This is a genomic window from Streptomyces sp. SS8 (genome assembly GCF_054072955.1).
Genome location: NZ_JBSVCZ010000019.1, coordinates 43329 through 67397, shown reverse-complemented (window position 1 = coordinate 67397; position 24069 = coordinate 43329). Strand labels below are relative to the sequence as shown.

Sequence of the window (24069 nt, the reverse complement as noted above, 5' to 3'; positions counted from 1 at the left end):
GAAAACACCGAAGATGACCGCCCTGAAGGAGACCTACTACGCGGTCCTCCTGTACGGACGCCGAATCGGGACGCTCTGTCAAAAGGGTGACCATACCCGCTTCGTGGTGAACGATTCTTACCTGGAGGATCCCGCGCGCCCTGTTCTCGGCTTGCGGTTCGAGGAGAACCTGCACGCTCCGTACGCGTCGGCGCTGCGCCTCCCACGGTGGTTCTCCAACCTTCTGCCCGAGGGGCCGTTGCGTGAATGGATCGCCGACGATCGGGGGGTCTCGCTGGATCGGGAGATGGAACTCCTCGCCCAGGTCGGACACGACCTGCCGGGAGCCGTACAGGTGCTGCCCGCCGAGGGGCCGGACGACGGCTGGGAGTGGCCGGAGAACCTGGAGCCGGGTTTGCGGCGGGGTGGCTCCCACAGACTTCCCCCCGACTCGCCGTGGCGCTTCTCCCTGGCCGGGATCGCCCTGAAGTTCTCGATGCTGGCCAAGGGGGACAGGCTCACCGTGCCGACAGCCGGCGAGTACGGCGACTGGCTGGTCAAGTTCCCCGACTACCGGCACCCGGACGTGCCCCGCAACGAGTTCGCCATGATGTCCCTGGCGAAGGCGGTGGGGCTGGAGGCGCCCGACGTACGCCTGCTGCACCGCGACGAACTCGACGGCCTGCCCGGCCGGATGTGGCCGAACGACGAGGTGTGGGCCTACGCCGTCCGGCGCTTCGACCGGCACACGGACGGCACCCGGTCGCTTGTCCACATCGAGGACTTCGCGCAGGTCCGCGACAAGTACCCGCAGGACAAGTACCAGTCGACCTTCGAGACGGTGGCCGCCGTCTCCTACCGCGGCCACGACCTGGAGTCGCTGCGGGAGGCCGTGCGGCGCATCGCCTTCTCGGTCGTCGTCGGCAACGGCGACGCCCACCTGAAGAACTGGTCCCTGATCTACCGCGACCGTCGCGTGCCCACCCTCGCCCCGGCCTACGACCTCGTCTCCACCGTTGCGTACGCGCCGGACGGCGAACCCGAGGACATGGGGCTGAAGTTCGGCGGGAGCAAACGCTTCGAGACGGTCCGCCCCGCCACCTTCGACCGGCTGGAGGCGACCCTGGACCGGAGGTTCGGCGCCTCCGGCGGGCGGCTTGCCGAGACCGCCGTCGACACCGTCCGGCGGGTGAGGGAGGCATGGCCCAGCTGCGAGGAACTGCTCGCGGCCAGCCCTGCTCTGCGCGAGGCCGTCGGCGACTGGATCCGCCACTCCGCGCGGCGGTTCCTCCAGGAGCACTGAGCCCGGCCCCCGGTGGGACACCGCCTGGGCGGCCGGGCCCGGGATGCGCGCCGGTGTCCGTCGCTCTCCCCGACCGTCCGCTCAGTCCCTGTCGGCGACGAACGAGCCCATGCCCGGCCTCGTGGTGATCAGGCCCTCCTCCCGTAGGGCCGCCGTCGCCTTCCGGACCGTGACCCGTGCGACTCCGAATTCCGCTTCGAGCCGTACTTCGGAGATGAGATGGCGGGGCGGGTACTCGCCGCTGTGGATGCGCCTCCGCACCACATCGGCGATCTGCTCCCACTTCGGCTGGGTCGGGTCGAACTCGAACTCGGTCACGGGGTCAGCCGTCTGAGGTCTTGGGCTCGGGCACGACGTAGGAACCCTTGCCGGGCACTGTGTAGACGAGTTCGCGCTCCCGCAGTTCGCGCATGGCGCGGCGCGCGGTCATCTGGGCGATCCCGTACTCCTCGGAGAGGCGGGCCGGGGCCGGGATCATCCGGTCCGGCGCGTACTCACCGCTCGCGATCTTCGCTTCGATCACATCCGCCAGTTGCATGTACAGCGGGCGTCCCGACTCCGGATCAAGGCTCATGCCTTGAAGCTAGCTAGTCATACAACAGTTCGCATGGCTAGCTCTATCTACACCGTGATACATCTAGATGCATCGCGGTGTGATTTGCTTCACGCCGGAACGGAAAGACCCCCGCGACCGACGCAACCGGTCCGGGGGCGTGGCCACCAACTACACAGGAGTTGATGACGTGCGCGACCTTATCGCGCGTGCCCTCGGACGGGCACGCTGTCCCGTCCTCGTGCTGCTGCTCGCCCGGCTGCTTCCGGCCAGTGGCCGGCACCGCAGGATCCCGGCCCCGGCGCCCCTGCGCCGGACGGTCGCCGCCCGGCCCGCGCCGACCGGCGCGAGGGCGGTGGCACGGATCCCGGTGCCGCGCTCGCCGTACAGCCGCGAGCAGGCCCGGCCGCCGGCCGGGGCGGACTCGGCGCTGGTGCGGCCGTACCGGGCGGCGCACGAGCATGCGGCCCGCGAGCGGGTGGCGCGGCGACGGCGGCGGGTGCTGTGGCTGGCGACCATGGGCCTGGACCTGGACACCCGGAACATCCACGCGGCGGCCGGGGGTGCCCGGTGGTGAACGAGACGGAGTACCGCTCCCCGTCCTGTGTGATCGGCCGGCACGGGCACTGCGCCGACGGCGAACCGCGCGACAGCGGTGTCCCCGGCGTCCGCCACCTGGTGTGCGCCTGCCCGTGCCACCCCGCGCCGGAGGCGCGGGAGCCCGCCACCGCGCCGCCCCCCGGCGCCGGGCACTGGTACCGGCTGTGCTGGACCGTACGGCCGGAGCAGGATCCGTACCGGCTCCTGCCGCGCGTGCTCCACGGCGTACTGCTCGGGCAGGACGTGCCCGCGATACTGCGCGGGATGCGCGGCTGCCTGGCCCCGCCGGCCTTCCACGACCCGGCCCGCGTCCGGGCCGAGGCGGACACCGGGCGCGGCTGGACGTACGAGACCGCCGCCCTCACCGCCCACGCCCGCCGCATCGCCGAACCGGCCCGACCCACCGAACCCGCCGACCACGCGGCCCTGTTCGGCTGCCCGGACCGGAGGGGGTACCGGGCGTGATGTCCCACCGCACGCGCCGCGGGCGCCTGGAGTCGTGCACCTGGACCACCCTCCTGGTGGCCGTCTCCACCGTGGCCGTGGTCCTCCTCGTCCAGGCCGCCCACCGCGGCTGACTCGTACGGCCGCGCGCCTGCCGGGTGGGGAGGGCACGCCCTCCCCACCCGATGCGGAGCGGGAGACGAGGACGCATGTCTGAGCCGTCGGAGCAGTCGTACGCAGATAGATTGAGCACATGTCACGCAGGGTCGAGAGCATCGCCGTCACCGGTTACAAGTCGATCAGGGCGACCGAGCTGACCCTGGGACCGATCACCGTCCTCGTCGGCCCCAACGGCGCGGGCAAGAGCAACTTCATCGACGCGGTCGAACTGCTCGGACGCATCGCCGACGGGGACCTGCGGATGGAGGTCGGCCTGCGCGGTGGGGCGGAAGCCATGCTGCACGACGGCGCGAAAGGGACCGCCGCACGTATCGAGCTGCGAGTGCAGGCGAAGGACGGGCATCTGGGCAACGCCTACGAGGCGGCTCTGGTGCCTGCCGCCCAAGGGGAGCTGGTCTTCGAACGCGAGGTGGTGGAGTTCCACGACTCCACCAGCTACGAACAGCCGTGGAGAGAGGAGATCGGCAGAGGCAACCGGGAATCCCGGCTGCCGGAGGCGGCCGAGTCGGGCCCGCGCGGAGTCGGGGGAGTCGCCCGGCACACGCTCTCGATACTGCACGGCTGCCGCGTCTACCACTTCCACGACACCACCCGCAACGCGCCGGTGAAGCAGGCGGGTTACGCCTCCGACTCCGAGGCCCTGCACCCGGACGCCGGCAACCTCGCGGCCTTCCTGATGAGACTGGGGGAGGAGCACTCGGCGGAGTACCGGAGGATCGTGCGCACGGTCCGTTCCGTCGCGCCGTTCTTCCGCGATTTCGTTCTCACCGAGGACTCCGGCGGACGGGTGCGCCTGCGGTGGAAGCAGTTCGGCTCCGACACCGTCCTCCCGGCGGAGGCCTTGTCCGACGGCACCCTGCGGTTCGTCTGCCTGACCACGCTCCTGCTCCAGCCGCAGCCCCCGGCGCTGCTGGTCCTGGACGAACCGGAACTCGGCCTGCACCCCGCTGCGATCAGAGTCCTGGCGGAATCGCTCCGGACGGCCTCGGTGCACAGCCAGGTCCTCCTGGCCACCCAGTCCGTCACACTGCTCGACGAGTTCACGCTCGACGAACTCGTCGTCGCCGAACGCCTCAACGGCGCGACGGAATTTCGGCGCCCGGACCCGGAAGAACTGGCCGCCTGGCTCGACGACTACTCGCTGGGCGATCTCTGGCTGAAGAACCTCCTGGGCGGGCGCCCCAGGCCCGAGCGGAAGCGGCGGGGGTGACCGGGGTGCGGCAGGCCTGTGTGCTGGTGGAGGGCCAGACGGAGGAGAACGTCGTCGCGAGGCTCCTCCAGCCCGAACTGAGTGAGCGCGGTGTGTGGCTCACCCCGGTGGTGCTCAAGACGCGCCGCGCGGCCGGGCAGCCGCACAACCGCGGCGGGGTGAGCACGTGGTCGAGGATCGAGCGTGACATCCGGGCGCTGCTGCGGAACTCGGCGGTCGACACGGTGACCACCCTGCTCGACTTCTACGGGCTGCCCTCCGACACCCCGGGATATTCCGACATGCCTGCCGGAGACGCGTACGCGCGGGTGGCGTACGTGGAGAAGGCCATGGCACGGAGCATCGGCGATGCCCGCTTCCTGCCGTTCCTCGTTCTGCACGAGACGGAGGCGTGGGTGCTCGCGGCGGCCCGCGAACTCGCGGAGCTGCTCGAATCACCGAAGCTGGGAGACAAACTGGCGGCACAGGTCGAGGTGGCGGGCGGCCCCGAACTCGTCAACGACGGTCCCGACACGGCTCCGTCGAAGCGGATCCTCAAGGCGTGCCCGGAGTACCACAAGGTCGTGGACGGCCCCGACGCGATCGAACTCCTCGGCCTGGACGCGCTGCGCGCCGCCTGTCCGCACCTCGACGCCTGGCTGAAGCGGCTCGAATCGGAGGGCGCCTGAGCGCTGTCCTGGAGGAGGGTGCGCCCTCCCCACCGGACCCTGGCGGACCGGAGCGGTACGGCGGCTTGGGCCGGACTCCACCCGGCCCCCTACGCTGGGCGGGTTCCTGGAACGGTCGTCCGCCCCGAGGGGAAGGCTCGTGCCTGTGCGACCGTTCACCTGCGGGTTCCCCCCGCCCGTCCTCATCCGGCCGCCCACGTCAGGGAGTTCACCATGCCGCGCCGTTCCGTCCTGTCCGCGACCGCCCTCGCGGCCGTCCTGCTCACGGCCGGCTGCGGCGGCGGGGGCCCGAACGGTGCGGAGGAACCCGTCGCCACGGCTGAGAAGTCCGCGAGTATCTCCGGCCCCGACGCCCCCTCACCGTCTCCGGAAGTGGGCGACCGGCCGGCGGGAGCCCCGCAGGACGCGTCAAGGAAGTCGGGAGAGGGCCGGTGGACGGGCACGTCCGCCGCTCCGGCGCTCAGGGACGTACGGGTGAGCGGCCACGACGCGTACGACCGGATCAGCTTCGAGTTCGCGGACGGAGCGCCGGACTACTTCGCCGAGTACGTGGACACGCTGCGCCACGGCGGGCTGGGCGAGGAGGTCCGCATCACCGGCGAGCACCGGCTGAAGATAGTCTTCGTCGGAGTCACGCCGCAGGCCGCCTTCGAGGACCGGGAAGGCGCTTCCGTCATCCGCGAGATACGCGACCTGGGAGTCTTCGAGGGAGAGATGGGCGTGGGGGTCGGCGTGGACCCCGAAGGCGGCGGCCGGGCGGGGTTCCGGGTGAAGGCCGAAGAGAACCGGATCGTCGTCGACATCGCGCACGGGCAGGCGAACCCGCAGGACTGACACCGGCCGGGGAAGCCGGGGAGGGCGTTCCGGGGCTTAGCGGATCCGTTCGCGGGGAGCGGTCAGTCGAGGCAGAACTCGTTGCCCTCGATGTCCTGCATCGTGATGCACGACTCGTTGACGCCATCGGCGCGCTGCGTCAGCACGTGTTTCGCGCCGAGAGCCATCAGCCGTGCGCACTCGGCCTCGAGCGTGGCCAGGCGCTCCTCGCCCACGAGACCGGTGCCGGCCCGCACGTCGAGGTGCACCCGGTTCTTGGCGGTCTTGCCCTCGGGGACGCGCTGGAAGAACAGCCGCGGGCCCACGCCGGAGGGATCGACGCAGGCGAACCACGAATCCCGCTCCTCAGGGGGCAGCGAGCCGCTGTAGTCGTCCCAGGTGGCGAATCCCTCCGGGGGCGGCGGTACGACGTACCCCAGCACCTCGCACCAGAAGCGGGCGAGGCGCTCGGGTGCCGCGCAGTCGAATGTGATCTGGACCTGTCTGACCGATGCCATCGGGCAACCGTAGGCAAGGTGGTTCCTTCGCTCAACTTTATTTGGCGACAGGAACGTCGACGGGAGGGAACCCCATGCGGCCGCCGCCGTGCCGCACGGCAGGGGGAACCGGTACGGATGCGCCCGGGACGTAGCGCTCGCCGGTCGCGGGGAGGGCGACGGTGGTGGTGTTGGTGACCACCAGTTCGTCGTGAGTGCCCCCGTCCAGCAAGCGATGCAGCTGGGCGTAGATCCAGTTGTGGTGGTTCGTGGGTCTCGGAGGGATGGGGACCTCCTCTCCGATGAGCTCGGCTCGCAGGCCCTCGGGCAGCCCGGTCTGCTCGATCCGCGTGTGGGTGTGGAGCATGTCGTACGGTCCCCGGTCGGGCAGCGGTGTCGTCACAGGGCCTTTCACGGTTGGTCCCCCTCTGTGGCTGTGCACGTTCGTGCCGGACTGCCTGCCTCACGGGGGACGCCACCATCATGCGCCAGGCAAGGGCATCGATGCCGGAACCCGTCCCCCGCCGGGGCGACGATCCGGCGGGGGACGGGACACGGGCGGGGAGGCGGGGGCTCAGAAGTCGGCGCGGACCTGCTCGTCCACCCGGCCGACGGACTCCAGCTCGTACATCTTGGTGTACCGGTTGCGGAGGTACTCGATGTCGGCGTCGCGGGCCTCGGCCTTCTCACGGGGGTAGAGCAGGATCAGCTCGTAGGAGCGCTCGCCGTTGATGGAGCCGGTCCTGTCGCGCCACTGGCCGTAGCCCTCCTGGAGGGTGAGGCCGTCGGGGAAGCGCGGGGTGACGTACTTGTTCAGGAAGTCCATGAACTGCTCCTCGGTGATCGGCGGCTCGCCGCCGTGGCGGCCGGTGCCGAAGAAGAGCTGGGTGCGCACGTACGGCTTGGTGTTGGGGGACTTGTACGTCCCGGACGCCTCGGCGCGGGCGGAGGCGGGTCTGGCGTCCCGCTCCTGGAGCGTGGTGGCGAAGGCGGTGGAGGCGCCCGCCGCGCAGAGCAGGGCCGCCAGCAGGACGGCGAGGCGGGTGCGGCGGGCGGGGCGGGAGGTGCGCGGTGTCATCGAAGCTCCGTCGGCTCGGTGGGCGGGGGGTGGGCTTCTCCTTCGCCGGGCCGCTCACGCGGGAGTTCCCGTGTGAGCAGCACGGCCAGGTCTTTGGTGGTGCCGCGCAGCGCGCGCGGCACCCGGCGGCCCTCACCGACGGCGGCGACCGCCTGCCGCAGGGAGTTCAGGGCGCGTACGGACCCCATGCGGGGAGCGCTCTCGGCCAGGGCGGACAGCAGGGCGTCCGTCTCCCGCCACGCGCCCGCGCGGGCCAGGACGCGGGCGAGGTCGGCGGCGAACAGGGCGCGGTAGGCGGGGCCGCCGTCGGACGCGACGGCCGAGTGGAGCAGGGCCGCGGCGCCCTCCGCGTCTCCCAGGTCGGCCAGGACGAGCCCGTGGTGACCGTCGAGTTCGGCGCGGTCGAACCACCAGCTCCAGGCGGGGTCCTGCTCCGAGGGGCCGTCGGCGGACATCTCCCGGGCGGCGTCCAGGGAGCGCAGCGCCCGCGCCCGCTCGCCGAGCTGGGCGTACGCGCGCGCCCGGCGCACATGGAACAGGGCGGCCACCCGCGGCGGCAGGTCCCGCCGGGCCAGGACGGCCGCGGAGGTGCGCAGGGACGTGCGGGGGCGCATGAGGTGGGCCTGCTGCATGCTCAGCACGGAGAGCACCAGCAGCTCGATGGACCGTTCGTCCTCGGGCAGGCGGCGGATCAGGGCGAGCGCCCGCCGGTTGAGGCGGTACGACGGCCCGTGCCGTTCGGCGTCGAACAGGATCCAGGCGGCGACCTCGAAGAACTCCGCGAGGTCCGCCGGGTCCGCGACCGCCGGGTCCGCGACCGCCGTGCCCGCCCCGCAAGCAGCCTCGGCCGCCTCGACCGCCCGCACGGAGCGCAGCGCCCCGGGGGCGGCGTGGCGTGCTCCCAGCGTCCGGTCGAGCGCGAGGAGTTCGGCCGTCATGGCGCGGACGTCCGGCGGGGAGGGCGGGCGGGGTTCCATCGGTTTCCTGGCGGGGTCGGTCCTGGCGGAGGCAGGGGGGGTAGAAGTCAGGGATCTGGGCTCAGGGGTTCAGGGGTCCAGAGCTCAGGGCTCAGGGCTCAGGGGTGATCGCTTCCCCGCGGCGCCGCGGCCTGTTCGGGGGTGACCTGTCCGGCCCCGGCCCGTGAGGCGGCCGGACGGGCCGCGGGGAGCCGGGCGAAGGCCCTGGCCACCTCGGACAGCCAGGCCACCTCCTGCGCGAAGTCGCCGGATTCGCCCGAACCGCCCCGGCGTTCGGCCGGCGGGGGCGGCGCGGCGGGTAAGGGGGACGGGGGGTCCGCCGGGGCCCCGGCCCGCGCGTCGAGGGCTGCCCTCAGCAACCGGGCCTCGCCGGCCGGGGAGCCCCGCTCCGCGTCGCGCGGCAGATGCGGGCCCAGGGCGTGGTAGCCGTCGAGGATCTCGATGACGCGCCGGTGGAGCCGGTAGTCGAGGTCGGCCGGCGGGAGCAGGTCCAGCGGCCGCCTGGGCGGCGGTTCGAGCGCGATCGCCGGCACCGCCTCGTACAGGGCCCACCACAGGGGACGCAGCCGCAGGTAGGAGAGATAGCCGCGCAGCCGGCCGGAGAGGGCGGGCCCCCAGGACGGCACCGTCCAGCCGAACACCTGCAGCAGCGCCCCCACGCTCCCGGCCAGCCAGTAGGCGGGCTCCCAGGCGCTCATGTCGTGGCCGAGCTGGGTGCCGGCGATCTGGGTGTAGCGGATGGCGCAGTACAGCAGGATGAGCGAGGCGCCGGCGGTGACCGTCCACATGCCCGCGCGCAGCCAGGTGCGGCGGGCGATGCGCGCGTAGCGGTAGGACAGCCGTACGGCCCCGACCTGCCCCACCGCGCAGACGGTGATGTAGAGGAGCAGGTATCCCGCGTAGTCGCGGTCCCGCATGTTGCTCAGCAGGGTGCCCTCGGCGGAGGCGGTCTGCCGGTAGGGCTCCACGACGAAGAACAGCACGACCAGCACCGCCAGCGCGGCGGAGAACGCCAGCACGCGCCGCCGGGCCAGCACCGCCGCCCGCTCGGGCGGGTGCGACCAGTGGACCAGTACGACCTGCTGGGCGGCCGTCAGCACGACCACCGCTGCCTGCGTCAGGAGCGTGGTGAGGTTCGGGTAGCCGAACAGGCGGGAGACGTCGTCGCGCAGCCAGTTGAGGTCGATGAGGAAGCTGACACCGGAGCACAGGAAGTAGATCTCCAGGGCCCACAGGGCCGGGTCGCCCCTGCGCCGCAGGAGCTCGGGGAGCTTGTAGCAGAACGCGGCGAGGCCGACGAGGGCGCACAGGTGGGACAGGACGTCGTAGATCATCCGCGGCCGACGACGCTTTCCACGCGGGCCATCACGGTGGCGTCCTCGGGCGGCAGGGCGTCGGCGTCCTCCGGGCCGGGGGCGGCCTTGCGGCGGGCGTGGGCCAGGAGGAGCGAGGCCATCATCTCGGCCTCCTGCTCGGCCCGGTCGTCGTAGGCGGAGCGCTTCAGCGACCTGCGTACGAGGTCCGGATCGGCCTCCGGGAAGAGGTGGGCCGGGACGGCCGGCCCGGGGAGCGCGCCGAAGTCGTGCTCGCAGATGATGTGGGAGAGCTCGTGGGCGATGATGTGCTCCTGGTGGGGCCTGCTGGTGTTCGCCCGGTAGACGATGACGTCCGTGTCCGGCAGGGCGATCCACAGGCCGTGGAGCAGTGGCTCCTCCATCTCCATCGGGACGAGGCGGATGGTGCGCCCGCGCCGGCGGCCCACCTGTTCGCAGACGGCCGTGATGCCCCCGGCGCCGGTGGTGCCCGCCGGGTCCGAGGCGTCCGCTGCGCCGTCGTGACCGGGGACGACACCGATCTCGGCCAGGCGCCTCTCGCAGTCGCGCTGCATCTCCCGGAACCGGGCACGCCGACGGCCCGGTAAGCGCAGGGGGGACGCTGCCACCGGCGTGTCCTTTCCGGCGCCTCCCGCTTCGCGCGGCGTCGCCTTCGGGGTCCTGGGGGCGGCGCCGCGGGGTGGTCGGCCGGGTGTCGGTGCTCGGCGCCTCCTGATAGATCGTCACCAACCGGCGGGCCGTGCGCAACCCGATGCCGCGATTGCGGCACGGCCACCGGCAAGTTGGCTCAAAGACGCCCCTGGCCGCCGTACAGTCCGGCCGCCAGTTCCGCGACGGCGGCGGAGGCTCGGGCGTGGAGGGAGCCGCCGAAGGTGACACGGGAGGCGCCCAGGGCGCCCAGTTCGGCGGGGGAGGGGGTGCCGGGGCGGCACAGGGCGTTGACCGGGGCGCCGATCTCCGCCACCAGCACCGGCAGATGGTCCGGGGGCGCGGCGATGGGGTAGACGCACTCGGCGCCCGCCGCCGCGTACAGCCGCCCGCGCTCCACCGCCGCCGCCAGAGGATCGCCGGTGCCGCGCAGATAGGTGTCGATCCGGGCGTTGACCAGCAGCCTTCCGTCCGCCGCCGCGCACACCGCGGCCAGCCGCTCCGCCTGGCGCCCCGGATCGGCCAGCCCCTGGTCGGCCGGCCCCTGGTCGGCCGACCCCCGCGCGGCCGGCTCGGAGTCCTCCAGGTTGCAGCCGACCGCCCCGGCCTCCAGCAGCCGCTCGGCGATCTCCCGCGGGGCCAGCCCGTAGCCCCGCTCGATGTCGGCGGTGACGGGTACGTCCACCGCGCGGACGATCCGGGCGACGGCCGCGAACATCTCGCCGGGCGGGGTGTTCTCGCCGTCGGCGTACCCCAGGGTGGCGGCCACCGCGCTGCTGGAGGTGGCCAGCGCGGGGAAGCCCGCGCCGGCGAAGGCGCGGGCGCTCACCGCGTCCCAGACGTTTGGCAGGACCAGGGGCGCGCCGCGGTGGTGGAGGGCGCGGAAGGCGTCCACCGCGCCCCGGCCGCCGGAGGTCACTCCCGGCCCTTGTCCCCGAGCGAGCCGGGCACGGCGCGGGTGGCCACCTGGAAGCGGTTCCAGGCGTTGATGGAGACGATCTGCGAGATCAGATGGGCCAGTTCGGTCTCCTCGAAGTTCTTCGCCGCCCGCTCGTAGACCTCGTCCGGAACGTAGTGCCCCTGCGGCGTGCCGCCGTCCAGCCGGGTGACCGCCTCGGTGAGGGCGAGGGCGGCCTGCTCCTTCTCGGTGTAGAGGCCGTGGGCCTCCTCCCAGGCGTCGAGCAGGTCCAGCTTGAGCCGGTCGATGCCCATCCTGCGGGCGTCGGTCAGGTGCATGTCGATGCAGAAGGCGCACTTGTTGAGCTGCGAGGCGCGGATCTTGACCAGTTCGGCGATGACCGGGTCCAGCCCCTTCGACGCCGCGGCCTCGAAGGCGGCCATCCCCTTGTACACCTCGGGGACGAGCTTCCAGAGGTTCATGCGCGGGCCGTGTTCGTGAACTGTCGTCATGGTGACGACCCTAGGCGGGCGGTAGCCCAGGAGTATGGTCCACTTCCATGCGGGAATCCTGGGCCAATCCGGCCGATGGCCCCGACGGCCCGGTCGTCGGTGCCGGCAGCGACCTCCATCTGGACCTCGGCGGACCGGGGGGCCTGCGCGCCTGTCTGATGCGCGCCCTGCGCGACGCCGTCCGCACCGGCCGCCTCGCCCCCGGCGCCCGGCTGCCCTCCTCCCGCTCGCTCGCCGCCGACCTCGGCGTCGCCCGCAACACCGTGGCCGACGCGTACGCCGAACTCGTCGCCGAGGGCTGGCTGACGGCCCGCCAGGGCTCGGGCACCCGTGTCGCGCCGCGCGCCGAACCGGTCGCGCCGGCCGGCCCGCCGGGCGCGCGCCCCGCCCTCCCGTGCCGGTCCCCGCACCCCGCCCCCGCCCGCAGGCCCCCGCGGATCCTCCACGACCTGCGCTCCGGGCGGCCGGACGTCTCCGCCTTCCCCCGGGCCGCCTGGCTCACCTCCGCCCGCCGCGCCCTGACCGCCGCGCCCAGCGCGGCCCTCGGCTACGACGACCCGCGCGGCCGGCCCGAACTGCGCCGAGCGCTGGCCGGATACCTCTCCCGCGCGCGGGGCGTGCGCGCCGACCCCGAACGGATCGTGGTCTGCGCCGGGTTCGTGCGCGGGCTGGCGCTGCTGGGGGAGGTGCTGGGCACCACGGTGGCGGTGGAGTCCTACGGCCTGTGGATCCACCGCGGCCTGCTGACCCGCGCCGGGGCGCGCACCGTGCCGCTGCCGGTGGACGGCCGCGGCGCCGACGTGTCCGCCCTGTACGCCGCCGGGGCGCGCGCGGCCCTCCTCACCCCCGCCCACCAGTACCCCACCGGCGTCCCCCTCCACCCCGACCGGCGCACGGCCGTCGTCGACTGGGCGCGGGCCACCGGGGCGGTGGTCCTGGAGGACGACTACGACGGCGAGTTCCGCTACGACCGCCGGCCCGTCGGCGTGCTCCAGGATCTCGATCCGGAACGGGTGGTCTACCTCGGCACCACCAGCAAGAGCCTGGCGCCGGGGCTGCGGCTGGGCTGGATGGTGGTGCCCGAGGCGCTGCTCGGCCCCGTCCTGGCCGTCCGCCGCGAGACGGCCGAGACCTGCGGCGTCCTCGACCAGCTCACCCTCGCCGACTTCCTGGACTCGGGTGCGTACGACCGGCACGTGCGCGCCATGCGGCTGCGCTACCGGCGCCGTCGCGACCAGCTCGTGGCCGCGCTCGCCGAGCACGCCCCCGCGGTACGCGTCACGGGCATCGCGGCCGGACTGCACGCCGTGCTGGAACTGCCGCCGGGCGCCGAGGAACCGGTGCTGGAGGCGGCACGTCGGGCGGGGGTGGCCCTGGAGGGGCTGGCGCGCTTCCGCCACCCGGCGGCCGCCGCCCCGGCGCCCGGCTCCGGACGCGACGCGCTCGTCGTCGGCTACGGCACCCCGCCCGAGCACGGCTTCTCCCCGGCGGTGGAGGCGCTGTGCGCGGTGCTGCGCGACGTCCTCTGACGACCCGCCGGGGGTGATCCGCCGAGAGGCACCCCGCCGGGGGCCCTGCCGAGGGCGCCGCGCACCCGCGCCCGCGCTCAGGAGCCCAGCACCGCGCCGAGCCGCTCCAGACCCCAGTCCAGGTCCTCCTTGGAGATCACCAGCGGCGGGGCGATGCGGATCGTCGAGCCATGGGTGTCCTTGACCAGGACGCCCCGCTCCATCAGCCGCTCGGAGATCTCCCGGCCCGTGCCCAGGGACGGGACGACGTCCACGCCCGCCCACAGCCCGCGCCCGCGCACCGCCTCGACCACCCCGCCGCCCGCCAGCAGACCCAGCTCGTGGTGGAGGTGCTCGCCCAGCTCGGCCGCCCGCTGCTGGAACTCGCCGGTCCGCAGCATCGCGACCACCTCCAGCGCCACCGCGCAGGCCAGCGGGTTGCCGCCGAAGGTGGAGCCGTGCTCGCCGGGCCGGAAGACGCCCAGCACATCAGCCGAGGAGACCACCGCCGAGACCGGCACGACGCCGCCGCCGAGCGCCTTGCCCAGCACGTACACGTCCGGCACCACGCCCTCGTGCTCGCACGCGAACGTCCGGCCCGTGCGGCCCAGGCCCGACTGGATCTCGTCCGCGACGAACAGCACGTTCCGCTCGCGGGTCAGCTCGCGCACCCCCGCCAGATAGCCCGGCGGCGGCACCAGCACACCCGCCTCGCCCTGGATCGGCTCCAGCAGCACGGCGACGGTGTCGTCCGGGTTCTCGTCGAGCGCGGCCCGCATCGCCTCCAGGTCGCCGTAGGGGACGACGTCGAACCCCGGCGTGTAGGGGCCGTAGTCGGCACGCGCCTCGGGGTCGGTGGAGAAGCTGACGATCGTGGTGGTGCGGCCGTGGAAGTTGTTCTCGGCCACGATGATCCGCGCCCGCCCCTCGGGGACGCCCTTGACCCGGTAGCCCCACTTGCGGGCCGTCTTCACCGCCGTCTCCACGGCCTCCGCGCCGGTGTTCATCGGCAGCACCGCCTCCATGCCGCACAGCCCGGCCAGCTCCGTGCAGAAGGCGGCGAAGCGGTCGTGGTGGAAGGCGCGGGAGGTGAGGGTGAGCCGGTCCAGCTGCGCGTGGGCGGCGGCCAGCAGCCGGGGGTGGCCGTGGCCGAAGTTGAGCGCCGAGTAGCCGGCGAGCATGTCCAGGTAGCGCCGGCCCTCCACGTCGGTCATCCACGCCCCCTCGGCGGAGGAGACCACGACCGGCAGCGGGTGGTAGTTGTGCGCGCTGTGCGCGTCGGCGGCGGCGATCAGTTCGGCGGAGGCGGTACGCGCGGTGCCCGCGGAAGCGGTGGGCGCGGCGGAGCCGGGAGAGGCGGGGGCGGGGGAGGAGGCTGGGGAGGCGGACGATTCTGCCGAGGTGGCCATGGAACGCTCCGTGTCGGGTGGGCGGAGTGGACTGTGCACCGGCGATCGTGCGGCGGTCGCCGCGTGTGATGCCTATCTCTATCGTCGTACGCCCGCTTCGCACCGAAACCCTCCGGCGCGGCGTGTTCCGGTGCGCCGGCACGCCGGTACGGCCCATGTCCGAAAGGCCGCACCCGGGCCTCGCGCGGGCCTTGCGCGGGGCCTCGTCCGGCCCCGTGCCCGGCTCCGCACAGGAGGCGGAACACGGGTGATCCCGGCGGCGGCCCTCTGCGAGAATGGCGCCATGGCCACTGACCGTCCCCGTGTACTCTCCGGCATCCAGCCCACCGCGGGCTCCTTCCACCTCGGCAACTACCTCGGTGCCGTCCGCCAGTGGGTCGATCTGCAGGACACCCACGACGCGTTCTACGCCGTCGTGGACCTGCACGCCATCACCGTCCCGCAGGACCCGAAGGAGCTGCGCGCCTCCACCCGGCTGGCCGCCGCCCAGCTCCTGGCCGCGGGGCTCGACCCGGAGCGCTGCACCCTGTTCGTCCAGAGCCACGTGCCCGAGCACGCGCAGCTCGCCTGGGTGATGAACTGCCTCACCGGCTTCGGCGAGGCCTCCCGGATGACCCAGTTCAAGGACAAGAGCGCGCGGCAGGGCGCCGAGGCCACGACGGTCGGCCTGTTCACCTACCCCGTCCTCCAGGTCGCCGACATCCTGCTCTACCAGGCCGACAGCGTCCCCGTCGGCGAGGACCAGCGCCAGCACATCGAGCTGACCCGCGACGTCGCCGAGCGCTTCAACAGCCGCTACGGCCACACCTTCACCGTCCCCTCGGCCTTCATCCTCAAGGAGACGGCGAAGATCTACGACCTGCAGGAGCCGACGGTCAAGATGAGCAAGTCGGCCGCCTCCCCCAAGGGCGTGGTCAGCCTGCTCGACGAGCCGAAGGCCTCCGCAAAGAAGATCAGGAGCGCGGTGACCGACACCGGCACCGAGATCCGCTACGACGAGAAGGACAAGCCCGGCGTCAGCAACCTGCTGGTGATCTACTCCACCCTCACCGGTACCGGGATCCCGGAACTGGAGCAGCAGTACGCGGGCAAGGGCTACGGTGCCCTCAAGACCGACCTGGCCGAGGTCGTCGCCGCCTGGGTGACGCCCTTCCGGGAGCGCACCCAGGAATATCTGGACGACCCCGAGACGCTGGACTCGGTGCTGGCCAGGGGAGCGGAGAAGGCACGCGAGGTCGCGTCGCGGACCCTGGCCACGGCGTACGAGAAGGTGGGCTTCGTACCCGCCAAGCACTGACAGCGCGGCAGACGGCCAGGGGGAGAAGCAAACGGCAGGGACGAGGAAGGAGAAGCACGTGGGGACCGTCACGCTCGGTGTATCGATCGCGGTCCCGGAGCCCTACGGCAGCCTGCTCCAGCAGCGGCGCGCCGGCTTCGGTGACAGCGCGGCCCATGGCATCCCCACCCACGTGACCCTGCTGCCGCCGACCGAGGTGGACCCCGCGTGCCGCCCCGAGATCGAGGAGCACCTCGCCCGGGTGGCGGCGGCGGGACGGTCCTTCCCGATGAGGCTGTCGGGCACGGACACCTTCCGCCCGCTGTCGCCGGTGGTCTTCGTCCAGGTCGTCGAGGGCTCCTCGGCCTGCGGGTGGCTCCAGGAGCGGATCCGGGCCGAGCACGGCCCGCTCGCCCGGGATCTCCGGTTCCCCTACCACCCGCACGTCACGATCGCCCACGGCATCGCCGAGGAGGCGATGGACCGGGCGTACGCGGAGCTGGCCGACTTCGAGGCCGCCTGGACGGTGACGGGCTTCGCGCTGTACGAGCAGGGCGAGGACTGCGTGTGGCGGCTCCGCAGAGAGTTCTCCTTCGGCGGTTCCACGCCCCTGCCCCTGCCTCCGCAGCCTGACTTCTTCAGGCCTCCGGCCCCCTCGCTCTGACGCGCCCCGGCGCGCGGAACAGGGGGCCGGCCGCGGCCCTCCCGGGCCGGGGGAACGCTCAGTGCGCCCGGACCGCTCAGGGCGTCCCGGCGTCCTTCGCCGGGCGCTCGGGGGGCGAGGCCCCGCCGGGCCCGGCGGCGGGCCCCTCCCCGGAGTTCTCCGCCCCCTTCGGGGCCTCCTCCGGATTCCTCACGCCCTTCGGGGAGCCGGTCCTCCCCTTCCCGCCCCCGCTCCCGCCCCCCGCGGCCTCACCGGCGCCTCCGGCGCCTTCCGGCCTCCCGGGGGCCGGCGGCCTCGTCACGATCCTCTCCAGCGCACCGGGGTTCCCCGGGCCGCCCAGGACCGCCGGGCCCTGCGGGCCGCGCCCCGGGCGGGGCGTACCGGCCATGCCCGGCAGCGGCCAGCGCCGGTGCACCCCGTACGCACCCGCGCCGAGCGCGACCAGGAGCGACGCCACGATCATCAGCGCCGTACCGGCGCCGTCCGACGGCCCGTGCGTCCTGGACGCGGTGGGCGTGGTGGGCCCGGCGGGCTGCTCGCCGGCCCCGCCCGCCTGGTTGCCGGGCCTGTCGTCGGTGTTCTTGCCGAGCCCGTTCAAGGCCCCCTCGGGCGGCACCAGCTCGCCCACGGGCTCGGTCTTCCCGGCCGCCTCGAAGCCCCAGTCCAGGAGGTCGGCGGTCTCCTCGTAGACGCTCAGGCCGCCCCCCTCTGGGTGCATGGCGGTCACCAGCAGCACCCGGTCGCCGCGCTGGGCGACGCCGGTGAAGGTGGAACCGGCGTTGGTGGTGTAGCCGTTCTTGACGCCCGCGATGCCCTCGTACGGCTCCAGGCCGGGGGCGCCGGTCAGCAGGCGGTTGGTGTTCTGGATCTCGAAGGTGCCGCGCTTGTTCTTCCCGTCCTTCCCCTTCTCCACGTCTCCGGGGAACCGGGCTCGGACGGTGGCCGCGTACTCGCGGAAGTCCGGCTTCCGCATCCCCGAGCGGGCGAACAGGGTGAGGTCGTAGGCGGAGGAGACGTGCCCCTCGGCGTCGTAGCCGTCGGGGCTGACGACGTGGGTGTCCGTCGCGCCGAGCCGTCCGGCGTGCTCGTTCATCTCCCGGACGGTCTTGTCCACGCCGCCGTTCAGCTCGGCCAGCGCGTGCACCGCGTCGTTGCCCGAGCGGAGGAAGACGCCCTTCCACAGATCGTCGACCGTGTAGGTCAGCCCCTCCTTGAGGCCGACCATGCTGCTGCCCGGGCCGACCCGGAGCAGTTCCTCCCGCGAGACGCGGTGAACCCGGTCCTTGTCGAACTTCGGGAGCAGGGTGTCGGCGAAGAGCATCTTGATGGTGCTGGCCGGGGCGAGCGGCCAGTGCGCGTTCTTCGCCGCCAGCACGTCGCCGGTCTCGGCGTCCGCGACGATCCACGCGCGCGAGGTGATCGAGTCGGGCAGTTCGGGGGTGCCGGCCCCGGCCCGCGGTTCTATCTGGACACCGGGAAGGCCGAGGCGTTCCCCGCCGACGGCGGACATCCGCGCGGGCGGGGAGGGCTCCCTGGGCTTGTCCGACACGGCGTGCGCCGCGGCCGGAGCACCCGTGAGGAGACAGGGCAGGAGGAGAGCGGTGGCGGCGGTGAGGCCGCGGGCGCTGCGCACTCGGCGCGCGCGGGCGATTACTCGGTGAGTCTTCGACACGGAGCGAACGTATCGGCTCGGCGACGGCGGGGAACCTCCGAGAGGACCATCGCGGTGGCGGGAGACGCCCCTGTCAGTGATTCCGTTGGGCCGATAGACATACTTGTAGGTGTGAAACTCTCTCGCCCCGTCTCGTGGTTCCTGCTCGCCTTCGGGGCGTGGAGCTGGTTCGTGTGGACCAACTTCACCAGGAACCTGTGGAAGGACAGCAGCGGCCTGGCGTTCGACGACGCCGGCGACCCGACCGCGTACTTCTGGATCCACCTGGTGCTGGCCGTGGTCTCGCTGGTGCTGGGCACGGCCATCGGGGTCATCGGGCTGCGCGGTCTGCGGGCGCTGCGCGCCTCACGCGACGGCTGACGGCCGAAGGAACGCATGACGGCCGCCGGTACGTTCGGCTGAGGACAGACAACGGGGCAGGAGAGTGGAGCGGGGCATGGCCGTGGTGTTCGTGGGCGTCCTGGTGCTGGTGATCGCCGTCCTGGCGGCGGTGCACTGGTACCTGTGGCGGCGTCTGGTGCGCGACGTGGCGGCGCGCGGCACCTGGTACAGACGGGTGGGCACGCCCCTGCTCGTCCTGCTGCCGCTGATCACCGTCGCGGCGCAGATCGCCGGACGGGCGGACGTGCCCTTCCCGCTGAAGCAGATCCTCGCCTGGCCGGGGCTCCTCTGGCTCGCCATGGTGCTCTACCTGACGCTGGCCCTGTTCGCGGGGGAGGCGGTGCGGCCGCTGCTGCGCCGCTTCCTGGAGCGGCGGGACGCGCGGCGGGCGGCCTCGCCCGCGAGCGGGAACGGCGCCGAGGAGACCGGGGAGGGCACCGGGCGCGGCGCCGCGACGGCGCCGCGCCCCGACGCCTCCGCCGCCGCGTCCGCCGAGGAGGGCGCGGGCGGCGGTGCGGCGGCCGGGAAGGCGCGTACGGCCGTCGCGGACCGCGACGGCGCGGAGCCCGGCCCCGGGACCGCGACCGCGGCCGGCGCCGGTTCCGGGGAGCGCCCGCCGGCCGGTCCGTCGCGCCGGCTGTTCGTGGCCCGCACCGTGGCCGCCGCGGCGGGCGTCGCGGCGGCCGGAACGGTCGGCTACGGCACGTACGGCGTGATGCGCGGCCCGAAGCTCAAGCGCGTCACCGTCCCCCTGGCCAAGCTGCCCCGGGCCGCCCACGGCTACCGCATCGCCGTCGTCAGCGACATCCACCTCGGCCCCGTCCTGGGCCGCTCCCACACCCAGCGGATCGTGGACACCATCAACCGGGCCGACGCCGACATGGTCGCCGTCGTCGGCGATCTGGTGGACGGCACCGTCGCCGAGCTCGGCAGCGCCGCCGAGCCGCTGTCGCGGCTCCGCTCGCGCGACGGCTCCTACTTCGTCACCGGCAACCACGAGTACTTCGGCGATGCGGGCGAGTGGATCGACCACGTCCGTGAGCTGGGCCTTCAGCCGCTGGAGAACGCCCGCCGCGAGCTGCGCCACTTCGATCTGGCCGGAGTCAACGACCTCGCGGGCGAGAGCGAGGGCGAGGGCCCGGACTTCACGCGGGCGCTGGGCGACCGGGACCCCTCCCGCGCGGTGGTCCTCATGGCCCACCAGCCGGTCATGATCCACGACGCGGTGGACCACGGCGTCGACCTCCAGCTCTCCGGCCACACCCACGGCGGCCAGATGTGGCCCGGCAACTACCTCGCGGGCCTGGCCAACCCCACCCTCGCCGGCCTGGAGCGCTACGGCGACACCCAGCTCTACGTCAGCCGCGGCGCGGGCGCCTGGGGCCCGCCGGTGCGGGTGGGCGCCGAATCCGACATCACCGTCGTCGAACTCGCCTCCGTACAGGCCTGACCCGCCCAGGCCCGGAACCCCGCCTGCTTCTGAGTACGAGGACGCATGCCGTGCCCCGGAAGGGCCGTTAGCGTCCACCGCATGGAGAACACCGACACCGTTTCCTCCTCGTCCTCCCCTGCCCTCGGCCGACCCGGGCGCACCGCGGCCGACTGGGCCGCGTCGGCCGGGCTCGCGGTGGTGGTACTGGTAACGGGCTTCCTCACGGGAGTGATCGGGCCGCTGATCGCCATCGCCTGCGGCTCCTGCCAGGACGGCGTACGCGGCCCCCTGCGCTTCGACGGCGCCCTGATCGCCGTCGCGCAGTACGCGGTGCCGCTGGTGACCCTGGGAACGCTGGCCGGGGTGCTCGCGTCGCGGAGATACGGCCGGGTGGCCGGCGCCGGCCTGGGAGTGCTGGCGGCCCTGCTGGTCACGATGCCGGCCCTCGGCCGTTTCACGGCCTGACCGGCAGAGGGCGTGCGCACGGCGAAGGCGCCCGGCCGGGTCTCCCCGGCCGGGCGCCTTCGTGCCCCGGGCCGCCCGTGGCGGGCGGCCCGGAGGGGGACGTCAGTAGCGGCGCGTGATCAGCGCGCGCTTGACCTCCTGGATGGCCTTGGTGACCTCGATGCCGCGCGGGCAGGCCTCCGTGCAGTTGAAGGTGGTGCGGCAGCGCCAGACGCCCTCGCGGTCGTTGAGGATCTCCAGGCGCTGCTCACCGCCCTCGTCGCGGGAGTCGAAGATGAAGCGGTGCGCGTTGACGATCGCCGCCGGGCCGAAGTACTGGCCGTCGTTCCAGAACACCGGGCACGAGGAGGTGCACGCGGCGCACAGGATGCACTTGGTGGTGTCGTCGAAGCGCTCGCGGTCCTCGGCGGACTGCAGGCGCTCGCGGGTCGGCTCGTTGCCCTTGGTGATCAGGAAGGGCATCACGTCCCGGTAGGCCTGGAAGAACGGCTCCATGTCGACCACCAGGTCCTTGAGGACCGTGAGCCCCTTTATCGGCTCGACGGTGATCGGCTTGTCCGGGTTGATGTCCTTGATCAGCGTCTTGCACGCCAGCCGGTTGCGGCCGTTGATGCGCATCGCGTCGGAGCCGCAGATGCCGTGCGCGCAGGAGCGCCGGAAGGTCAGCGTGCCGTCGATCTCCCACTTGATCTTGTGGAGGGCGTCCAGGACGCGCTCCTTGGGGTCGATCTCCAGCTCGAAGTCCTGCCAGGTGACCTCGTCGGAGACCTCCGGGTTGAACCGGCGGATCCGGAAGGTCGCGGTGATGTAGGGGGAGTCCGCAGCCGTGCCGCCGGCACCGGCCTGGGACTTCTCCATGACGGGAGTGGCCATCAGTACTTACGCTCCATCGGCTGGTAGCGGGTCTGCACGACCGGCTTGTAGTCCAGCCGGATCGACTCGGTGCCGTCGTCGCCCACCTCGCGGTACGCCATGGTGTGGCGCATGAAGTTGACGTCGTCGCGGTTGGGGTAGTCCTCGCGGTAGTGGCCGCCGCGGGACTCCTTGCGGGCCAGCGCGGAGACGGCCGTCACCTCGGCCAGGTCGAGCAGGTTGCCCAGCTCGATGGCCTCCAGCAGGTCGGTGTTGAACCGCTTGCCCTTGTCCTGGACGGACACGTTCCGGTACCGCTTGCGCAGGGAGGCGATCTCCTCGACGGCCTCCTTGAGCGTCTGCTCGGTGCGGAAGACCATGACGTTCTTGTCCATGGTCTCCTGGAGCGCCCTGCGGATCTCGGTGACCCGCTCGGTGCCCTCCGAGGAGCGCAGCGCCTCGACCTGGCCCTGGACGAACGCGGCCGGGTCCTCCGGCAGGTCCACGTAGTCGGCGGTCGCGGCGTACTCGGCGGCGGCGATGCCCGCCCGGCGGCCGAAGACGTTGATGTCCAGCAGCGAGTTGGTGCCCAGGCGGTTGGCGCCGTGCACGGACACGCAGGCGACCTCGCCGGCCGCGTACAGGCCCGGCACCACCGTGGTGTTGTCGGCCAGCACCTCGCCCTGGACGTTGGTCGGGATGCCGCCCATCGCGTAGTGCGCGGTCGGCTGGATCGGGATCGGGTCGGTGTACGGCTCGATGCCCAGGTAGGTGCGCGCGAACTCGGTGATGTCCGGCAGCTTGGCGTCGAGCTGCTCCGGCGGCAGGTGGGTGAGGTCGAGGTAGACGTGGTCGCCCTCGGGACCGCAGCCGCGGCCCTCGCGGATCTCGGTGTAGATCGAGCGGGAGACGACGTCGCGCGAGGCGAGGTCCTTCATGACGGGCGCGTACTTCTCCATGAAGCGCTCGCCGTCCTTGTTGCGCAGGATGCCGCCCTCGCCGCGGGCGCCCTCGGTGAGCAGGATGCCCATGCGCCAGATGCCGGTCGGGTGGAACTGGAAGAACTCCATGTCCTCCAGCGGCAGGCCCCGGCGGAACGCGGCGGCCTGGCCGTCACCGGTCAGGGTGTGCGCGTTGGAGGAGACCTTGAAGAACTTGCCGTTGCCGCCCGAGGCGAAGACGACGGCCTTGGCCTGGAAGACGTGGATCTCGCCGGTGGCCAGGTCGTAGGCGACGACGCCCGCGGTGCGCTTGACCCCGTCCACCTCGCTGAGCAGCAGGTCCAGGACGTAGAACTCGTTGTAGAACTCCACGCCCTCCTTGACGCAGTTCTGGTACAGCGTCTGGAGGATCATGTGGCCGGTGCGGTCCGCGGCGTAGCAGGACCGGCGCACCGGGGCCTCGCCGTGGTTGCGGGAGTGGCCGCCGAAGCGGCGCTGGTCGATGGTGCCGTCCGGGGTCCGGTTGAACGGCAGGCCCATCTTCTCCAGGTCGAGGACGGCGTCGATGGCCTCCTTCGCCAGGATCTCGGCGGCGTCCTGGTCGACCAGGTAGTCACCGCCCTTGACCGTGTCGAAGGTGTGCCACTCCCAGTTGTCCTCCTCGACGTTGGCGAGGGCGGCGGCCATGCCGCCCTGGGCCGCGCCGGTGTGGGAGCGGGTGGGGTAGAGCTTGGTCAGCACCGCGGTGCGGCTGCGCTTGGTCGCCTCGATGGCGGCGCGCATCCCGGCGCCGCCGGCGCCGACGATGACGGTGTCGTACTTGTGGATCTTCATGATGAAAGCGCCTCAGCCCCGGCTCTAGCGGATGTTCGGGTCGAAGGTGAAGATCACCAGCGTGCCCAGCAGGACGGTGAACACCGTGGCGGTGTACAGCAGCATCTTCAGCCAGAAGCGGGTGCCGTCACGCTCGGCGTAGTCGTTGATGACGGTCCGCAGACCGTTGGCGCCGTGGAGCATCGCCAGCCACAGCATCAGCAGGTCCCAGGTCATCCAGAAGGGCGAGGCCCAGCGACCGGCCACGAAGGCGAAGTTGATCTTGCTGACGCCGCCGTCCAGGACGAGCTGGATCAGCAGGTGGCCGATCACCAGCACGACCAGCACGATGCCGGACAGCCGCATGAACAGCCAGGCGTGCATCTCGAAGTTGCCGGGCGTGAACTTCTTGGCCGTCCGGCTGGTGCGGGCGCGGGGCGGCTCGATGACGGGGGCGGGGTTGTCTACGTCGTAGGCCATGTCGTCAGCTCCCGAACAGCTCGCTCACGGCGTGCCCGAGGACCGGGTACAGCGCCCCGATCATCAGCACGATCCAGATGCCCATGACGGTCCACAGCATCTGGCGCTGGTACTTGGTGCCCTTCGACCAGAAGTCGACGGCGACGACCCGAAGGCCGTTGAGCGCGTGGAAGAGGATGGCGGCCACGAGGCCGTACTCCAGCAGCGCGACGATGGGCGTCTTGTAGACCGCCACGGTGTCGTCGTAGGCCTCCGGGGAGACGCGGACGAGCGACGTGTCCAGGACGTGCACGAACAGGAAGAAGAAGATGAGGACGCCGGTGACTCGGTGAGCCACCCAGGACCACATGCCTTCCCGGCCGCGGTACAGCGTTCCAGCCGGCACGGAAATACCCTCCGGGAGCGGTTTACGGGGCCGGCCGGCTTCGGTGTCGGTCTGGCCCGGCCGGGTACGGTCCACCGGCCGATGGCCATGGTAACGA

General features: G+C 72.6%; 28 protein-coding genes. 12 read left to right on the top strand and 16 right to left on the bottom strand.

What is annotated here, in order from left to right:
- Nucleotides 1-13: 13 nt before the first annotated feature.
- On the top strand, nucleotides 14-1282 hold the full coding sequence (locus ACW69E_RS18800) for a type II toxin-antitoxin system HipA family toxin (RefSeq protein ID WP_457499424.1): 1269 nt from the start codon (nucleotides 14-16) through the stop codon (nucleotides 1280-1282).
- 81 nt (nucleotides 1283-1363) lie between these two features.
- Here the strand turns inward: ACW69E_RS18800 and ACW69E_RS18795 are convergent, their stop codons facing one another.
- Both ACW69E_RS18795 and ACW69E_RS18790 read right to left on the bottom strand, forming a co-directional pair.
- Nucleotides 1364-1600 carry a GntR family transcriptional regulator gene (locus ACW69E_RS18795; RefSeq protein ID WP_457499423.1) on the bottom strand — a complete coding sequence of 79 codons (237 nt, stop codon included), beginning with the start codon at nucleotides 1598-1600 and terminating at the stop codon, nucleotides 1364-1366.
- 4 nt (nucleotides 1601-1604) lie between these two features.
- Nucleotides 1605-1856: a GntR family transcriptional regulator gene (locus tag ACW69E_RS18790; protein WP_457499422.1), complete on the bottom strand. Its 252-nt coding sequence runs from the start codon at nucleotides 1854-1856 to the stop codon at nucleotides 1605-1607.
- 169 nt (nucleotides 1857-2025) lie between these two features.
- On the opposite strand from ACW69E_RS18790, the gene ACW69E_RS18785 reads away from it, so the two are divergent.
- The 5 genes from ACW69E_RS18785 to ACW69E_RS18765 all read left to right on the top strand — a co-directional run bounded on the left by ACW69E_RS18785 (nucleotide 2026) and on the right by ACW69E_RS18765 (nucleotide 5771).
- A complete protein-coding gene (locus ACW69E_RS18785; protein ID WP_457499421.1) occupies nucleotides 2026-2412 on the top strand; it encodes a hypothetical protein in 387 nt (128 codons plus the stop codon).
- A complete protein-coding gene (locus ACW69E_RS18780; RefSeq protein WP_457499420.1) occupies nucleotides 2409-2900 on the top strand; it encodes a hypothetical protein in 492 nt (163 codons plus the stop codon). Before ACW69E_RS18785 ends, ACW69E_RS18780 begins: the two co-directional genes overlap by 4 nt.
- Nucleotides 2901-3132: 232 nt before the next feature.
- Nucleotides 3133-4269: an AAA family ATPase gene (locus ACW69E_RS18775; RefSeq protein ID WP_457499419.1), complete on the top strand. Its 1137-nt coding sequence runs from the start codon at nucleotides 3133-3135 to the stop codon at nucleotides 4267-4269.
- Nucleotides 4266-4937: a DUF4276 family protein gene (locus tag ACW69E_RS18770; protein WP_457499418.1), complete on the top strand. Its 672-nt coding sequence runs from the start codon at nucleotides 4266-4268 to the stop codon at nucleotides 4935-4937. Before ACW69E_RS18775 ends, ACW69E_RS18770 begins: the two co-directional genes overlap by 4 nt.
- Nucleotides 4938-5150: 213 nt before the next feature.
- The gene (locus ACW69E_RS18765) at nucleotides 5151-5771 is read left to right on the top strand and encodes an AMIN-like domain-containing (lipo)protein (RefSeq protein ID WP_457499417.1); all 621 of its coding nucleotides are present in this window, start codon (nucleotides 5151-5153) and stop codon (nucleotides 5769-5771) included.
- Between the two features lie 62 nt (nucleotides 5772-5833).
- On the opposite strand, the gene ACW69E_RS18760 is transcribed toward ACW69E_RS18765, so the two are convergent.
- The 8 genes from ACW69E_RS18760 to ACW69E_RS18725 form a co-directional block, all read right to left on the bottom strand.
- Complete coding sequence (locus ACW69E_RS18760) at nucleotides 5834-6268, bottom strand: VOC family protein (RefSeq protein ID WP_457499416.1); 435 nt, start codon at nucleotides 6266-6268, stop codon at nucleotides 5834-5836.
- Between the two features lie 37 nt (nucleotides 6269-6305).
- Nucleotides 6306-6650 carry a hypothetical protein gene (locus ACW69E_RS18755; protein ID WP_457499415.1) on the bottom strand — a complete coding sequence of 115 codons (345 nt, stop codon included), beginning with the start codon at nucleotides 6648-6650 and terminating at the stop codon, nucleotides 6306-6308.
- 171 nt (nucleotides 6651-6821) lie between these two features.
- On the bottom strand, nucleotides 6822-7325 hold the full coding sequence (locus ACW69E_RS18750; protein WP_457499414.1) for a DUF3574 domain-containing protein: 504 nt from the start codon (nucleotides 7323-7325) through the stop codon (nucleotides 6822-6824).
- Nucleotides 7322-8302, bottom strand: coding sequence for a DNA-binding protein (locus ACW69E_RS18745; protein ID WP_457499413.1), 981 nt, complete (start codon nucleotides 8300-8302; stop codon nucleotides 7322-7324). Before ACW69E_RS18745 ends, ACW69E_RS18750 begins: the two co-directional genes overlap by 4 nt.
- A gap of 98 nt (nucleotides 8303-8400) precedes the next feature.
- Entirely contained in the window at nucleotides 8401-9636 is a 1236-nt protein-coding gene (locus tag ACW69E_RS18740) for an MAB_1171c family putative transporter (RefSeq protein ID WP_457499412.1), read from the bottom strand.
- A complete protein-coding gene (locus ACW69E_RS18735) occupies nucleotides 9633-10244 on the bottom strand; it encodes a toxin (protein ID WP_457499411.1) in 612 nt (203 codons plus the stop codon). The genes ACW69E_RS18740 and ACW69E_RS18735 overlap by 4 nt, the downstream gene beginning before the upstream one ends.
- Nucleotides 10245-10423: 179 nt before the next feature.
- A complete protein-coding gene (locus tag ACW69E_RS18730) occupies nucleotides 10424-11203 on the bottom strand; it encodes an isocitrate lyase/PEP mutase family protein (protein WP_457499410.1) in 780 nt (259 codons plus the stop codon).
- Nucleotides 11200-11694, bottom strand: coding sequence for a carboxymuconolactone decarboxylase family protein (locus tag ACW69E_RS18725; protein ID WP_457499409.1), 495 nt, complete (start codon nucleotides 11692-11694; stop codon nucleotides 11200-11202). The genes ACW69E_RS18730 and ACW69E_RS18725 overlap by 4 nt, the downstream gene beginning before the upstream one ends.
- Nucleotides 11695-11741: 47 nt before the next feature.
- On the opposite strand from ACW69E_RS18725, the gene pdxR reads away from it, so the two are divergent.
- Nucleotides 11742-13223: a MocR-like pyridoxine biosynthesis transcription factor PdxR gene (gene pdxR / locus ACW69E_RS18720; RefSeq protein ID WP_457499408.1), complete on the top strand. Its 1482-nt coding sequence runs from the start codon at nucleotides 11742-11744 to the stop codon at nucleotides 13221-13223.
- Between the two features lie 77 nt (nucleotides 13224-13300).
- On the opposite strand, the gene rocD is transcribed toward pdxR, so the two are convergent.
- Nucleotides 13301-14611, bottom strand: a complete 1311-nt coding sequence (gene rocD, locus ACW69E_RS18715) for an ornithine--oxo-acid transaminase (protein ID WP_457499407.1) — start codon at nucleotides 14609-14611, stop codon at nucleotides 13301-13303.
- A 283-nt stretch (nucleotides 14612-14894) separates the two neighbouring features.
- Between rocD and trpS the strand changes: the two genes are divergently transcribed.
- Complete coding sequence (gene trpS / locus ACW69E_RS18710; protein ID WP_457499406.1) at nucleotides 14895-15908, top strand: tryptophan--tRNA ligase; 1014 nt, start codon at nucleotides 14895-14897, stop codon at nucleotides 15906-15908.
- A 58-nt stretch (nucleotides 15909-15966) separates the two neighbouring features.
- Nucleotides 15967-16551: a 2'-5' RNA ligase family protein gene (locus tag ACW69E_RS18705; protein WP_457499405.1), complete on the top strand. Its 585-nt coding sequence runs from the start codon at nucleotides 15967-15969 to the stop codon at nucleotides 16549-16551.
- 76 nt (nucleotides 16552-16627) lie between these two features.
- On the opposite strand, the gene ACW69E_RS18700 is transcribed toward ACW69E_RS18705, so the two are convergent.
- Nucleotides 16628-18223: a D-alanyl-D-alanine carboxypeptidase gene (locus tag ACW69E_RS18700; RefSeq protein WP_457499404.1), complete on the bottom strand. Its 1596-nt coding sequence runs from the start codon at nucleotides 18221-18223 to the stop codon at nucleotides 16628-16630.
- 111 nt (nucleotides 18224-18334) lie between these two features.
- Here ACW69E_RS18700 and ACW69E_RS18695 point away from each other — a divergent pair, with 111 nt between their 5' ends.
- The 3 genes from ACW69E_RS18695 to ACW69E_RS18685 all read left to right on the top strand — a co-directional run bounded on the left by ACW69E_RS18695 (nucleotide 18335) and on the right by ACW69E_RS18685 (nucleotide 20501).
- On the top strand, nucleotides 18335-18583 hold the full coding sequence (locus tag ACW69E_RS18695) for an SCO4848 family membrane protein (protein ID WP_457499403.1): 249 nt from the start codon (nucleotides 18335-18337) through the stop codon (nucleotides 18581-18583).
- A gap of 76 nt (nucleotides 18584-18659) precedes the next feature.
- Nucleotides 18660-20054: a metallophosphoesterase gene (locus ACW69E_RS18690; protein ID WP_457499402.1), complete on the top strand. Its 1395-nt coding sequence runs from the start codon at nucleotides 18660-18662 to the stop codon at nucleotides 20052-20054.
- 81 nt (nucleotides 20055-20135) lie between these two features.
- A complete protein-coding gene (locus ACW69E_RS18685) occupies nucleotides 20136-20501 on the top strand; it encodes a hypothetical protein (RefSeq protein ID WP_457499401.1) in 366 nt (121 codons plus the stop codon).
- 102 nt (nucleotides 20502-20603) lie between these two features.
- On the opposite strand, the gene ACW69E_RS18680 is transcribed toward ACW69E_RS18685, so the two are convergent.
- Genes ACW69E_RS18680 through sdhC form a run of 4 tightly spaced genes read right to left on the bottom strand, consistent with a single transcriptional unit; the run spans nucleotide 20604 to nucleotide 23972 of the window.
- On the bottom strand, nucleotides 20604-21374 hold the full coding sequence (locus tag ACW69E_RS18680) for a succinate dehydrogenase iron-sulfur subunit (protein WP_457499400.1): 771 nt from the start codon (nucleotides 21372-21374) through the stop codon (nucleotides 20604-20606).
- Nucleotides 21374-23128, bottom strand: coding sequence for a succinate dehydrogenase flavoprotein subunit (gene sdhA, locus ACW69E_RS18675; RefSeq protein ID WP_457499399.1), 1755 nt, complete (start codon nucleotides 23126-23128; stop codon nucleotides 21374-21376). The genes ACW69E_RS18680 and sdhA overlap by 1 nt, the downstream gene beginning before the upstream one ends.
- Before the next feature lie 24 nt (nucleotides 23129-23152).
- Nucleotides 23153-23587 carry a succinate dehydrogenase hydrophobic membrane anchor subunit gene (locus ACW69E_RS18670; RefSeq protein WP_457499398.1) on the bottom strand — a complete coding sequence of 145 codons (435 nt, stop codon included), beginning with the start codon at nucleotides 23585-23587 and terminating at the stop codon, nucleotides 23153-23155.
- Between the two features lie 4 nt (nucleotides 23588-23591).
- Nucleotides 23592-23972, bottom strand: a complete 381-nt coding sequence (gene sdhC, locus ACW69E_RS18665) for a succinate dehydrogenase, cytochrome b556 subunit (protein WP_093661581.1) — start codon at nucleotides 23970-23972, stop codon at nucleotides 23592-23594.
- Nucleotides 23973-24069 lie beyond the last annotated feature (97 nt).